Source organism: Lacinutrix undariae, assembly GCF_052934785.1.
Genome location: NZ_CM128809.1, coordinates 2,883,656 through 2,897,500, shown reverse-complemented (window position 1 = coordinate 2,897,500; position 13,845 = coordinate 2,883,656). Strand labels below are relative to the sequence as shown.

The window sequence follows — 13,845 nt, the reverse complement described above, 5'->3', positions numbered from 1 at the left end:
GTAGCTTCCGTTAGTAGTAAATTATACTAGGTATTGGTAGCTGTATTTATTTTCTTGCTTGTCCAATTGAACCTCGTGTTATTAATACAATATTATTTTCATCTATTAATAAAGTCCATTTTTCTAGTTGTTCAAAACAATATTTTGATAAAGGGCTAGTCAACTCTTGTATTTCTTTTGGTATTGAATTATTAAACCTTTCCACGATATATTCTATTCCAAGATATTTTATTGTCAAGGATTCTATTAGGTTAAAATCAAAACCTTCTGGTAAATTTATTTCCGAATTAGATTTATTTAAGATTGATAGTTTTGATTTTTTTTCAGTATTGGTGTTTAAAAACAACTCTAAATCAATCTTAGAAACATCAGATTCTTTTCCGTTTTCGATAACTTTTAAGATCAATGGATTGTATTTAGCTCTAATTTCACGTAAAGTTAATTTTATGTCGTTAATTAGATACACTTGTTTTTCTTTCAATATTGATTCTAATTCTTTTTTAAATCCTGATTTTTCTAAAACCTCATTTTGATTTTCTTTAGCAATTGAAATATATTTTAGAATACTATCTTTTGATTTGGAAGAATATGTATACCGCATTGCATTGTATGCATCATCTATAAATAAATTGATTTCTTCATCAAGAAAATTATGAAATATTTCAATATCTCCTGCATTTCCATATTCTAAACCTTGATTTTTAAATAATTCTTTTTCATTCGATTTGATAGATTCTTTTACGGCATTAAATACATTTTCAATAATTTTTCTAGATTGAATTTGATTTAAAAAAATTGATGCTTCTTCTTTTGAATTTTGTGAGAATACAAAAGTTGAAAAAGCTAGTAATAATGCTAAAAAGATGTGTTTTTTCATATTGTTGGCAAGGTGTTAGTATAAAATATTTAAAAGTAAATAGATCAAAAAAAAAGCAGGATATAAACGTGTTATACATTTACATCCTGCAAATAAAAATAAAGCGCTACGCTCCTATTTGGTATGTGATAATAAAGATATGGTATACTTTTTATTGTTTTCTAGTCCAGTATTGCGTTCTTCCAAAAAGAGCAACTCCAAGATATCCTCTTACTTTTAGTTTATTATCATTTACAAATTCTATATAGCATTTATATGTTTTTCCGTTTTCAGGATCCATAATGGTTCCGTCGTTATATTCGTCATCGTCAGCTTTTAAGTTTTCAATAATAACTAATCCTACAATTGGTTTCCCTTTTTGTTCGCCATTACAATTATTACAAACGGCACCTTCTTTACTAGTGTAACTTTTTACTATTTTGGCAAAATAAAGGTCGTTATCTTCATAAATTTCAATAACTGCTTTTTTCTCTTTAGTTTCATCATCAAAGGTTTCCCATTGTCCGGTAATAGTTTGTGCTTGTGATGTAAAACTGAAAGCTATTATTAATACTATATACAAATGTTTCATAATTTTTGGGTGTTTTTTTTAGTGTTAAATTAAGTGTTTTAATGTTTTCAGCTTGTTTGATTTTAAAAAGAAATATGATATTTTTATCTCACAAATGTTGAAATCACTTTCCCAAATATAAATATTAGAAAGAGAATATCATTATAGTTACCTGTAATGTTTAGTAAATCACAAATATAAGATTGGTAATTAATAAGATAGGTATTTTTTATTGAAGAGTGTTTTGGATTGTTTTTAATTTAGATATCTAATAAGATTTAAAAAAGGCATTCATGGTATTTCCCCAAACACTCATTAGTATGATTTCAATAATTTGAAAAAGTAGGATGAAGAGTATAACCTTATAAAACGAGTTATCTTTCTTCCATATTAAAATTATTAGTGTGATTATTTGAATGATTCCAAAAATGATATTTAACGCATAAATAGCCATGTCTCCTCCAGAAACTCCCACATTTTTATAAAAAATAAAACAAAACATGATTAATGAAATGAAACAATTTAGTATAATCCATTTATTCAATTTCGTCATAATTTATAGGTTTAAAACACTAATTGGTTAGTAATTGACATAGATTGTCTCTCTTTAATAATCTAAAAAAACAACTATTGAAAGGCTGTTTTATCTGCTTTTAAATTGTGGTAACTAATATTCTTTTGAGCAGTTGTAATATATTCTCGGTATAAATTTTTGTTATCCATAATTTACAGAATGCTATTTATCTTGTTTTAAATGAATAACTCAAATATAAATATTAAAAAAATAATATTATTAAGGATATTCCGCAATTAACCATATTTCTTATAAGAAACAGTTTTTTATAATGAGTTTTGTAAGACAAAAAAGGTCTTACAATTTCCTAAAATAGGCTTTTCAATCATAAAAACAATCTTTATACACCTAAAGCTTCATAAGTTAATTATTATAACCTTGTGCAATGTGATTTATGGCTCCTAAAAAATAAAACCAACTATTCTACTAGACATTATAAACCTTAATAAAGCGATGACTCTAAAGATCTTTTAGGAGATTGTTGCTCTTATCTGTTTTAGGGCTATGTGATATTTAGAAGCGTTCTAAGCAATTAACTTATTTGGTTTTTAGTACTTTAAGTAAGTTTTAAGGTATAAGACCGCAATTACCTACTAAACCTAGGTTATTGTATGAAATTACCTGTTGTACTGATCAATCATTTTTAATAACTCTAATTAAGTGTAAGTGTTTTTTTTATGATGGATTGATTATAAATAGGTAAACGTAAGTTAAGTATGATACTAATTCTGTATATTTGATTGTAAAGGGATCTCATTTACTCTACATTATGATTAAGGATAAATTTACAGCGCTTAATTGTATACAAAACCTAAAATTCTATCAAGTAATAGTTTACGTTACTTTTATGTTATCGGTTCTTGTAAGTGTGTTTATGGATAAAAAACACCTTGTTTATATTTTGCCTTTAGGAGTTTTATCTATTGGATTAAAACACATTATGTTGTGTAAAGAAAAATTCAGCATCATATATTGTTTGGCTATAGTTGTAATTGCTGCTTCCGATGTTTTAGCATTTACGGGTTTTAAAAGCCATTTTATATGGATTTCAATATTAACTTCTTTATCATTAGTATTAACCTCAATTGTATTATTGAAGTATCTTAATAAACCAAAATTTAAATCGGTAATATCACTCTCAATGATTATTGCTGTACTATTTGTTGGTTATATTATATATGCAGTTTTAGAGGCGCTTATAGATTATATTCCTGGAGAATCTATCTTTTACACATTTTTATGTACTTTCACTTTACTTGTCTTTTTGATTATAATAGGACTTATATATATTAATGACAGGTATACTAACGGGGTTAATTTATTAATTTCAGGAATATTTACCTTATTTCAAGTTGCACTAACTCCTATAAACGAACTCTTTTATTACAATCGTACCTTTACGGTGCTTATTGTGGTGTGTCATCTCTTATCTATTTATATGATTATGATCTTTGTTTCGAAGACAAAAAAAATTGATCCTAAAAATATTAAGGAGAAATTTGTGTAGATAGTTACCTCTGTTTTTTAGATAAAATTACTTGCCATATTATTAACGCCATTTAATATTACACCCCATACTTGGATGTTGTAAACTGTTTACAGTTTCCCCTGAAATAACAGCATTTAAGGCTGCGCTTAAATCTTTACCGGTAGAAATACCTAAATTAGGTCTTGTGTCGTCAAATCGACCTCTATATACGCAAGAAAGTTGCTCGTTAAACACAAACAAATCTGGAGTGCAAACAGCATTATAAGCTTTAGCAACTTCTTGTGTGGCATCATATAGATAAGGAAATGTATAGCCTTCTCTTAAAGCGGTTTCTTTCATTAACTCCGGACTGTCTTGCGGGTAATCTTCAACGGCATTACTGCTAATGGCTATAAATTGAATGCCTTGTGATTGGTATTTTTCAGCAATAGCGACTAAAGCAGGATTTATATGGTGTACAAACGGACAATGATTACAGATAAATATTACTACCGTTGCCACTTCTGAGCGTAATTCCGTTAAGGATAAGTTTTCTCCAGATATAGTATCAGGAAGTGTGAAGTCTGGTGCAGTTGTTCCTAGCGCCATCATAGTTGATAAGGTTAAAGACATGATAAAAGTGCTTTTTGATAATTAAGATGTTAGTCTGTAATACAACAATTACTTTACAGTTAATGTTAAAGTAGCGTTTACAAATATACTTCCAATAACACAAAAACGCCAATACTTTAATGTAAAGGCGTTTTCACTGCTATTTCACAACATTAAGTTGTTAATCAATTCTTAATTGATGTCTATAATACCTACTACTTCGTAAGCTCTTGTTCCGTTTATTTGCACTTTTTCATAAAGCACATTAGCATATTCATAATATGTTTGTCCGTCAACAGTTACCTTTTCATAATCACTAGGAAGTTCATATACTACGGTGCCAATTTCTGGTTCTACAACTTCGTAGTTGTTATTATTTTCGTTGTAAAAAATACCATCTACATTATAATAAATATGTTGGTTGTAAACTATTCTATTATAGTTGTTTGGTAGTATATTAGTTTTAAATCCAATCTTTGGAGCAATTACAATGTAATGTCCTCTAGAATACGTGTAATACTTATTATTTGCATAGTAATAATTTTGCCCGTTATATTTAATAACAGTTTTATTAGGAACTGTTCTAACCGAAACAACTTTCTTTTTTTGCGTACGGTATTGTACTTTATTACTAGATATACGTTTGGTTGTAGCAGTTTTTTTAGGTGTAACCTTTTTTATGGTTGTTGTTTTAGTTACAGTAGTTTTTTTTCTAGTTTGCCCATTGGTTTGAGCTATAAACGCTAACATTATTATTGGTAATAAAGCATAAGTTTTAAATAGTGTTTTCATAATTGATAGAATTTTAATTCAACTTTATTCTGTAGTTGCTAAGACTGATTATCATAGCAATAGTTTAAAAATACTATGTTTTTATTTTTTATGAAACAGAAATAGACCAACAAGTTAATGGGCTCTACAGATACTTATATTTTATAGAAGAACATATAAGTGTTATAAAGTATAAAAGCACATCTTACAAGGTGTGCTTTTATACTAATATGTAAATAATCTTATTTTAAGATATCTAATAAGCCAGTTAATTCAGTAAGATTTAAACTAGAGTTACTGTCTGTATCTAAAACATTAAAGTTGTCTGAAACAGTTCCAATAGCCTCTGTACTGCTAATAGCTTCATCTTTATTAGTATCTAATAAGCTAAAAAGACTAGTAATTTGTTGCACTGTTGAATTTGAACTTAATGAACTTAATAAAGTAGCCGCTTGTGTTAGGCTAGATGTGTTAAGGTCTTTTACACTGTTACAGCTTGTTAATGCAAGCACTACAGTTAATGATAATACTACTTTTTTCATAATAAAAATTGATTTCCGCCAAATGTAAGCGACTACTTTAATATTGAAAAAAAGAATAGACGAATACCTTAATTTAGGCGTTGAATGCCTAAGTTATATAGATGAATCTTTAATGCGTTAATTAAGCGAGTTATCTGAAATATAAGCAAGAAATTTAGACTTGTATTGTTCTGATACTGTAATACGTTGGCTATTTATTATGATCTGACTTCGCTCAATAACTTCTATATTTTTTAAAGCCACTATAAACGAACGATGAACTCTCATAAATTGAGAGCTAGGTAACTCCTCCTCTAGCGATTTTAAACTCATTAAGGTTAAAACAGGTTTTGGGTTGCCTTTTAGCCATATTTTGATATAGTCTTTTAAGCCTTCAAAATATAAAACATCTGCCAATTTGATACGCAATTGTTTGTATTCTGATTTCACAAAAAGGAATTCTTTTTCTTCAGAAAGTACAACTGGTGTAGCAGATACAGTTTCTTGTTTTTTTAATGAAAACCAATTGTAAGCTTTGTTAGCTGCTGATAAAAACTCAGCATAATCAAAAGGTTTTAATAGATAATCTAACGCTTCTACTTTAAAGCCTTCTAGTGCATACTGATCAAAAGCAGTGGTAAAAATAACACGCGTTTCTTTGGGTAACATTTTAGAAAATTCTAAACCTGTTAAATCAGGCATTTGTATGTCTAAAAAGAGCAAATCTACAGGGTTAGTTTTAATATACTCCATAGCCTCAATAGCACTACTACATTTCTTTTTAAAATCTAAGAAAGGTGTTTTTTCAACATAACTCTCTACTAAATTTAGTGCCATTGGCTCGTCGTCTACTATAACGCAAGTAATTTTTATATTGCTCATTATCTAATTTCTAATTCGTTTCAATCTCTAAATGTACAGAAAAACGATTAGCTTTTAAAGCGGTTTTAAATACATGTTTATGTGGGTACAATAATTCTAAACGTTTTATTAAGTTTTGTAAACCGATACCAGATCCACTTTTATCGTCTGTATACTTGGGGTAATTATCATTTTCTATATCAAATGTTACGGTCTTTTCATTGTAAGTCATATCTATAGTAATTAAACTTTCCTTACTAGCAGAAACCCCATGTTTAAAGGCGTTTTCTATTAATGATATAAATAATAAAGGCGCTATTTTAATACCAGTTTCTTTAACAGGGAAACTGTAATTAACCACGGTTTTATCTGAAACACGAAGCTTCATAAGATCGATATACTTTTTCATGAAATCAATTTCTTTGGTTAAAAGAATAACTTCTACATTTGTTTCATACAGCATATAACGCATTAACTTACTTAAACTATGTATGGAGGCTTTCGCTTGGTCTGGCGAAATATCTACCATAGCATAGATATTGTTTAAGGAGTTGAAAAAGAAATGTGGTTGCAATTGGTAATGCAAATGCTGAAGCTCTGATTGTAACTTAATGTTTGCTGCTTCCTTGCGTTCTGCCTCTGTTTTCACCCAACGCTTCGTACTTTTTAAAGCAATTGAAAATAACAGCGGCGCCATATAAGATAACGTTTGTATGTACAGAAACATTTTAAACGGTGGTCGTGGTCCTTCTTTGCCATTTTCTGAACGTCCTGACAAAAGGTTTTGAAAAAAGGTATCTTCTATAAATTCTTTTAAAAGTAAAAAGACAATGATAATAACCACATTAATACCAATATATAAAGCCGTCTTTTTAGCAAATAAAAAACGATCTATAAATATGAAGTAATTGACATAAAATATAACTGTAGAAAACACTAAGGGAATCCAAAAACGAGCTACAACTCTCTCTAAATCTTGCTCTTGACCAGAAGATAATAAATAAGGCATACTAAAAAGTACAAACCATACTAATAAATGTGAAAAGAGGGTTATGTTTTTATTTTTGTGCATTTCGTTTTATTTTGAACTTTATACTAAAACAAATTCTATTGACTATATAAGTGAAACTTATTTTTGTAATATTAATGTTTTAGTCTAAAAATTCAAAGATAAGATTTATTGTTTTTTAGCGCTCTATATAATAGATGATTTAGGTTATTAACTATACGAATGTTGCAATTTTATCGATTGTGATTTGTATAAAAACACTTAAAATTTAATACAGGCCTTAACAACGCATTTAGACCTGTATCAATTTTATTCTTTAATTTAACCAACCACCACCAAGTGCGCGATACAACTGTATAACGGCTTGTAATTCTTGCTGCTTATCACTAATACCATCTAATTGTGCCGATAACAGACTATTTTGAGTCGTAAGTACATCGGTATAATTTGTCGTCGAAGAATATTCTAAAAGTGCCTGTGTAAATTCTACAGATTTTTCTAAAGCAGAAACTTGGTGTGCTCTAGAATTTTGTTTTTCTATCGCTTTTTTATAACTAAATAAAGCATTAGAAATTTCACTACCAGCAGTTAACCATGTTGCTTTATAATCATAAAAAGCTTGCTGCTGTTTCGATTTATTAATTTTAAGTCGTGCTTTATTTTCACCTTTAGCAAAAATAGGCTGTGTTAAACCTCCAACAAGATTATAAAATACAGACTGGTCAAAAAAATCAGATAAACTTAAAGAGGACAGTCCTCCATTTGTTGTTATGGTAAACGATGGATAAAGATACGTTTTTGCGATATTTACATCTTCAAAAGCAGCTCTAAAACTCATTTCTGCTTCTTGAATATCAGGTCTGTTTCTATCGGGGCTCTTCCTAATAAAATAGAAAGCGCATTTTCTTCTTGTAAAATACACATTTCAATATCGGGGATAGCAGCTTCAATCTCATACTTGCTTGCTTCACTTTGTACTACAGCTGTACTATTTACGACTGCAGATTCCTTAAGATACTTCATTGTTTCTTGGTCTCCTATTCTATTTTCAAGTGTTTCCTTAGTTATTGCTAATTGCGCATCTAAAGCCAATAAATTATAATAACGTGTGGCATATCAGAAATTAATTGGGTTTTAACGGCTTTGGTAGCAGCTTCCGTTTTTAAGAAAGATACTAAAACAGAATGCTTATTACTTTTCAATTTTCCCCACACATCTAATTCCTAACTGCTACTTAATTGCCCGAGTATTAAAGTTAATAGTGCATTCAATATAAAAAGAAGCTGTCCTTTTTTTACATATTCACCTTCATCTGCCAATACTTTTTCTATAAAACCTTCTACTTTTGGTGGTATTTCAATGTTCTCAATACCTTCAATAGTAACAGGAAATTCTCTATAAAGTGCTATGTCTTCTGGAAAACTGTTACAACTTTGTACTCAACAACAGCTTCGTTTTTATTTTCTTCTTTATTGCTGTTACAAGAGGTTGCTAATAGACTGATGAGGATTATAAAACACAGAGATTTTAACTTATTTATTTTAGTTTCCATTTATAGGAAAGTATTTATTATTGCTGAGTGTTATTTTATTTAAAAGTTTACGATGGACTTAATTGCTTTTTTATGAGCTGTTTTTTATTTTATTTATTGCATATTTTTTCACCAGAAATAAGGCTATTAAAGCTGCTAAACTATCGCTCACCACAAAGGCAATCCAAATACCTGTCAATCCATAACTGTTATTTAACACATATGAAATAGGAATAAATAATAGTATAGGACGAAATAGGGCTAAAAAGGTGGCGATGGTATTTTTTTGTATGGCTTGAAAATAACGAGTTACCACCACTTGTGTCATAAAAAAAGGGATAGAGAACACAAATATTTTTAAAGCAGATTTTGTAAGGGTTACAATTTTTGTATTATCATTTATAAACACGCTAATAATTGATTCAGGAAAAAATGCTATAACAGTAATCCCTAAAAAGCCTGCCGAAAGCACAAAAACCAATACATATTTTAATGTTTTTAACGCACGATCATACTGTTTTGCACCATAATTATAACTGATAATTGGTTGCATACCATCTCCTGTTCCTAGAGCAGTCATCATAAAAAATGCATTAATGCCAAAAATAATCCCCATAACCGCAACAGCATCTGATCCTCCTGAATCTAATAACAAATGATTGGCAAATGCATTTTGGAAACTTACTGAGATGTCCATAGCAAATGGTGCTAAACCTACAGCAAGAATCGGTAGTATAATTTCTTTTTTAAGTGTAAGATGTTTCCATTTTAATTTTACAAAACTTTTTCCTTGGATGTAATACCTAAGTAATAAAACAGCATTTACACCTTGCGCTATAATAGTTGCCAAGGCAGCACCTTTAACGCCCATGCCAAATATTTTCATAAAGACATAATCTAAACTCACATTAATTATTGCAGAAAGCAGAACTAGTTTTGCAGGGAAACTCGGGTTTCCTTCTGCACGACACGTAAATGCTAAAGCAACAAAAAAACTAAGCGGAAAACCTAAAATGATGATAAATAAGTAGTCTTTAGACAATTGCAAAAGCAGATCTTCTGCACCAAAAAGAATTAATAGATCTTCATAAAAAAAGAGTCCTGCAGTTGTAAAAAGCACCATAACAATTAGTAAACCAACGAGCATAGTACCAAATACTTCTTCGGCTTTATCTAAGCGATTCTCTCCTAAATATTTAGCAATTAAAACCCCGGCTCCACTACCAAATAGCAATACAAACCCGAACTTAAAAAAGTTGATTGGAAATACTAAGGTTACTGCAGATAAGCCTTCTGCGCCAACAAACTGCCCCACAAAGATTCGGTCTACTACATTGTAAAGGATGTTAACGAGCATTCCTAAAACAGCAGGTCCCACAAAAACGATTAATAGTTTTAAAATAGAATCTTCTTTAAGCGAATGTTCTTTATCGTTCTTCCTAAAATAACCTACAAACTTTTGTTTCTTCTCTTTTAAGAAAAGAAAAACATTACTAAGTTTATTTTTTTTACTACTCATTACCTGTTTATTCTCTAATACAAGGCAAAGGTAGGTCGACAAAAAACTGTATTACATATTAAAATATATGTATAAAAGATTACTATTTAGGTTTTCTGTATCTTTAACATTTTATTATAAAACTATAAGCTATGGAAGTATTTAGTGACATCAGCAACTATTTTGTAAACGTTTTGGACCCTGCTAACGATTATTCTAACAGTTTTTACATTAGACGGATGGCTAAGCCTGAGAATTTTGTAAAACCCGACGAAAAGTTTTCTGGCCCACACAAACGCGATTTTTTTGAGATTGGTGTTTTAGAACGCAGTACAAAAAACTTTAAAATAGGAAACCAAACGCTTCCGGACATGCGTAATAGTTTAGCTATAGTATCTCCGTTTCAGGTCATTAATTATAGTGAGATTCCGCCTAATGATGATAAAGGTTATATTCTTTATTTTAATGCGTCTCTTTTTACAAATTTGAATCAGTCTTATGGATTACAAAATGAATTTCCTTTTTTTAAAATTCATACCATGCCATTATACCAATTATCGGACACTGATTTTAATGCCATTTTAAGTTTAGCAAAAGAACTGCATACGGAATCTAGAAGTTCTAAAATTCATAATCTTGAAATTGTAAGATCTCTGCTTTTGGTTTTACTTTATAAAATAGATAGAGCCACGCAACATAATAAGGGAATTGTTACCATGAATCGTTTTGATGCAATTATGTCTAAGTTTGAGAAAGAAATTCTCTCTAGTAACAATCAATTTTTATCGGTAAAAGAATATGCTTCTAAAATGCATATTAGTCCAATCTATTTAACCGAATGTGCAAAAAAAGCAACAGGTAAAAGTGCACAAAAAATAATAATCGATTATAAAATATTATACGCAAAAACACTGTTACATCAAATGGATAAATCGATAGCAGAAATAGCGTATGCATTAGGCTTTAATAAAGTTGCTAATTTTAATCAGTTTTTTAAACGTAATATGAGCGTTACTGCCACTCAATTTAGAAATAAAGGAAATTAAAATTACCTATAAATTTTATAGTTTAATACCTTTGGCTCTTAATTAAAAAGTATTCTTAAGTTTTAAAATATGAGCAAAAATTTATCCAATTCCGTTTTATACTTGATGAGTATTTCTGCCGGACTTGTTGTTGCTAATTTATATTACAACCAACCTCTTTTACACCAAATGGTTGTGGAGTTTGGAGTTAGTGAATCTGCAGTAAGTAATGTGCCTTTAGCTACACAATTAGGATATGCTTTTGGTTTATTATTTATAGTTCCTTTAGGTGATAAAGTTTCTAACAAAAAAATATTACAATTCGATTTTGCTTTAATGATACTTTCATTAATCGCAGCATCCTTATCAAGCTCATTATATCTTTTAATTATAAGTAGTTTTTTTATTGGTTTTTCATCTGCAATACCGCAATTATTTGTACCAATGGTTGCACAATTATCTGATGATAAAGGCAGAGGACGTGCCATTGGTATTGTAATGAGCGGATTGCTTATTGGTATTTTAGGAAGCCGTGTAATAAGTGGTATTGTTGGCAAATGGTACGGATGGCGCTTTATGTTTACTGCCGCAACCGTATTAATGGTCTTGCTGTTTGTTCTACTTCAATATAAATTACCAAAAATTAAACCCAGTTATAAAGGAAGTTACGGAAGTTTATTAAAATCAATAGGCCATTATTTTAAAACAGAACCTTCGTTACGATTGGCTGCATTACGTGGCGGACTTGGGTTTGCTGGATTAAGTGTTTTTTGGACCACCTTTGTCTTTTTAATGGAAGATCATTTTGGTTACGATAGCGATGTTGCTGGTGCCTTTGGTGTTTTTGGTATTGTGGGTGCGCTTGGAGCAACGGTTGTAGGGAAGATTAGTCATAAATATAAACAAAAGCAGCTTATTGTCTTTTCTACCATATTATTGATGGTTTCTTGGGTAATTTTCCTTTTTTCAGGATACTCTTTAATTGGTTTAGCACTGGGAGTAATTATTGTAGATTTAGGTTTGCAAGTTTTACATATTACCAACCAAGTTACTATTTTTTCTAAAAATCCAGAGGCTAGAAATAGAGTAAATACTGTTTATATGGTTGGCTTTTTTATTGGTGGTGCTTTGGGTACTTTTTTAGGAGCTTTTGCTTGGGAATATTATGGTTGGCAAGGTGTTGCTGTTTTAGGATTATTAATATCAATAAGTATTTTAATTATTCAATTTATTTTTGAATCCAAAACTTCAATCACAAAAAAAGACTAACTGTTTAAAACAATTAGTCTTTTTAATATTCATATTAATTTAAAAATCGAACTCTATTACTCGTAACGTAAAGCTGTTATTGGATCTAATGCTGATGCTTTTCTCGCAGGATACCACCCGAAGAAAATACCTGTTACCGCACAAACTGCAAAAGAAATCACAATAGAATACACAGCAACACTTGTTGGCCAATTTAAGAATTTCTCAATAAATACCGTAGAAGTGAGTCCTAAAAGGACGCCTAAAGCACCACCAGTTACACTAATTAAAATAGCTTCTATTAAAAATTGCATTAAAATATCTGCTCCTTTTGCTCCTACAGCCATTCTTAATCCAATTTCTTTGGTCCGTTCTTTTACAGACACATACATAATATTCATAATTCCAATACCTCCAATTAATAACGAAATACTAGCAACTGCCACTAATAATAAAGTTAACATCTCACTTGTAGAACTAAAAGTAGAAATCAATTCTTCCATAGACTGTACACTAAAATCGTCTTTACTTGGATGAGGTATTTTATGTTGTACTCTCATAATTTCTGAGACTTCAGTAACAGCATTTGGCGCATCGTCTTCACTTATTGCCGAAGCCATAATTTGATTGATATAATCAATAGCCAAAATACGTTTTTGTACGGTTGTATATGGTGAAATAACCACATCATCTTGGTCTTGACCAAAGGTGTTTTCTCCTTTTACTTCTAATACGCCAATCACTGTAAATGGAATATTATTAAAACGAATCATCTGTCCAATAGGATCTTGCCCATCAGGAAACACATTGTCCACGACCGTTTGCCCAATAAGTGCCACTTTAGAAGCCGTTTGTACTTCGGCATCTGTAAACATACTTCCGCTTTGCAAATCAACTACTTTAATTTTGAGATAATCTGGATTTACGCCATAAATAGTACTTGGCCAGTTATTGTTACCGTTTATAACTTGTCCGCTACCATTTACCAATGGTGTTGTATAACTTAAAAAGGTAGCTTGATCTTTAATGGCTTCATAATCTTTAAGGGTAAGTGATTGCATCTCACTTGCACTTGGTCGAACTCCACTACTTGAAGTAGACGCTGGCCTTATAGTAATAATATTAGAACCCATAGCCGAAATACTTTCGCGAATGCTTTCTTTAGAGCCTTCACCAATAGCGAGCATTGCAATTACCGATGCTACACCTATAATGATGCCTAACATAGTTAGTAAAGTTCTCATTTTATTAAGAACGATGGCTTTAAAAGCGATTTTAAATAAATTTAATAGTCTCATAA

Annotated in this window: 15 protein-coding genes; 3 read left to right on the top strand and 12 right to left on the bottom strand. The window is 30.2% G+C overall.

Going from position 1 to position 13,845, the window contains the following annotated elements:
- Nucleotides 1-46: 46 nt before the first annotated feature.
- The 3 genes from ACU4C5_RS13000 to ACU4C5_RS12990 all read right to left on the bottom strand — a co-directional run bounded on the left by ACU4C5_RS13000 (nt 47) and on the right by ACU4C5_RS12990 (nt 1,980).
- Nucleotides 47-877 (bottom strand): hypothetical protein, encoded by an 831-nt coding sequence (locus tag ACU4C5_RS13000; RefSeq protein ID WP_446844641.1) that lies wholly within the window; start codon nt 875-877, stop codon nt 47-49.
- 151 nt (nt 878-1,028) lie between these two features.
- The gene (locus ACU4C5_RS12995) at nt 1,029-1,448 is read right to left on the bottom strand and encodes a DUF2147 domain-containing protein (protein WP_446844640.1); all 420 of its coding nucleotides are present in this window, start codon (nt 1,446-1,448) and stop codon (nt 1,029-1,031) included.
- A 247-nt stretch (nt 1,449-1,695) separates the two neighbouring features.
- On the bottom strand, nt 1,696-1,980 hold the full coding sequence (locus ACU4C5_RS12990) for a hypothetical protein (RefSeq protein WP_446844639.1): 285 nt from the start codon (nt 1,978-1,980) through the stop codon (nt 1,696-1,698).
- Between the two features lie 790 nt (nt 1,981-2,770).
- On the opposite strand from ACU4C5_RS12990, the gene ACU4C5_RS12985 reads away from it, so the two are divergent.
- Complete coding sequence (locus ACU4C5_RS12985) at nt 2,771-3,508, top strand: hypothetical protein (protein ID WP_446844638.1); 738 nt, start codon at nt 2,771-2,773, stop codon at nt 3,506-3,508.
- Between the two features lie 42 nt (nt 3,509-3,550).
- On the opposite strand, the gene ACU4C5_RS12980 is transcribed toward ACU4C5_RS12985, so the two are convergent.
- From ACU4C5_RS12980 to ACU4C5_RS12945, 8 genes are all read right to left on the bottom strand, one after another.
- Nucleotides 3,551-4,102, bottom strand: a complete 552-nt coding sequence (locus tag ACU4C5_RS12980; RefSeq protein ID WP_446844637.1) for a thioredoxin family protein — start codon at nt 4,100-4,102, stop codon at nt 3,551-3,553.
- Nucleotides 4,103-4,273: 171 nt separating this feature from the next.
- Complete coding sequence (locus ACU4C5_RS12975) at nt 4,274-4,873, bottom strand: DUF6515 family protein (protein ID WP_446844636.1); 600 nt, start codon at nt 4,871-4,873, stop codon at nt 4,274-4,276.
- A 221-nt stretch (nt 4,874-5,094) separates the two neighbouring features.
- Nucleotides 5,095-5,394, bottom strand: a complete 300-nt coding sequence (locus tag ACU4C5_RS12970; protein ID WP_446844635.1) for a hypothetical protein — start codon at nt 5,392-5,394, stop codon at nt 5,095-5,097.
- A 117-nt stretch (nt 5,395-5,511) separates the two neighbouring features.
- Entirely contained in the window at nt 5,512-6,255 is a 744-nt protein-coding gene (locus ACU4C5_RS12965; protein WP_446844634.1) for a LytR/AlgR family response regulator transcription factor, read from the bottom strand.
- Between the two features lie 10 nt (nt 6,256-6,265).
- Nucleotides 6,266-7,306 carry a sensor histidine kinase gene (locus ACU4C5_RS12960; RefSeq protein ID WP_446844633.1) on the bottom strand — a complete coding sequence of 347 codons (1,041 nt, stop codon included), beginning with the start codon at nt 7,304-7,306 and terminating at the stop codon, nt 6,266-6,268.
- A gap of 253 nt (nt 7,307-7,559) precedes the next feature.
- The gene (locus ACU4C5_RS12955) at nt 7,560-8,081 is read right to left on the bottom strand and encodes a TolC family protein (protein WP_446844632.1); all 522 of its coding nucleotides are present in this window, start codon (nt 8,079-8,081) and stop codon (nt 7,560-7,562) included.
- Nucleotides 8,078-8,266: a hypothetical protein gene (locus ACU4C5_RS12950; protein ID WP_446844631.1), complete on the bottom strand. Its 189-nt coding sequence runs from the start codon at nt 8,264-8,266 to the stop codon at nt 8,078-8,080. Before ACU4C5_RS12950 ends, ACU4C5_RS12955 begins: the two co-directional genes overlap by 4 nt.
- A 599-nt stretch (nt 8,267-8,865) precedes the next feature.
- Nucleotides 8,866-10,293, bottom strand: coding sequence for an MATE family efflux transporter (locus tag ACU4C5_RS12945; RefSeq protein ID WP_446844630.1), 1,428 nt, complete (start codon nt 10,291-10,293; stop codon nt 8,866-8,868).
- 131 nt (nt 10,294-10,424) lie between these two features.
- Between ACU4C5_RS12945 and ACU4C5_RS12940 the strand changes: the two genes are divergently transcribed.
- Nucleotides 10,425-11,318, top strand: a complete 894-nt coding sequence (locus ACU4C5_RS12940; RefSeq protein ID WP_446844629.1) for an AraC family transcriptional regulator — start codon at nt 10,425-10,427, stop codon at nt 11,316-11,318.
- 69 nt (nt 11,319-11,387) lie between these two features.
- Nucleotides 11,388-12,566 (top strand): MFS transporter, encoded by a 1,179-nt coding sequence (locus ACU4C5_RS12935; RefSeq protein WP_446844628.1) that lies wholly within the window; start codon nt 11,388-11,390, stop codon nt 12,564-12,566.
- Between the two features lie 56 nt (nt 12,567-12,622).
- On the opposite strand, the gene ACU4C5_RS12930 is transcribed toward ACU4C5_RS12935, so the two are convergent.
- Complete coding sequence (locus ACU4C5_RS12930; RefSeq protein WP_446844627.1) at nt 12,623-13,843, bottom strand: ABC transporter permease; 1,221 nt, start codon at nt 13,841-13,843, stop codon at nt 12,623-12,625.
- Nucleotides 13,844-13,845 lie beyond the last annotated feature (2 nt).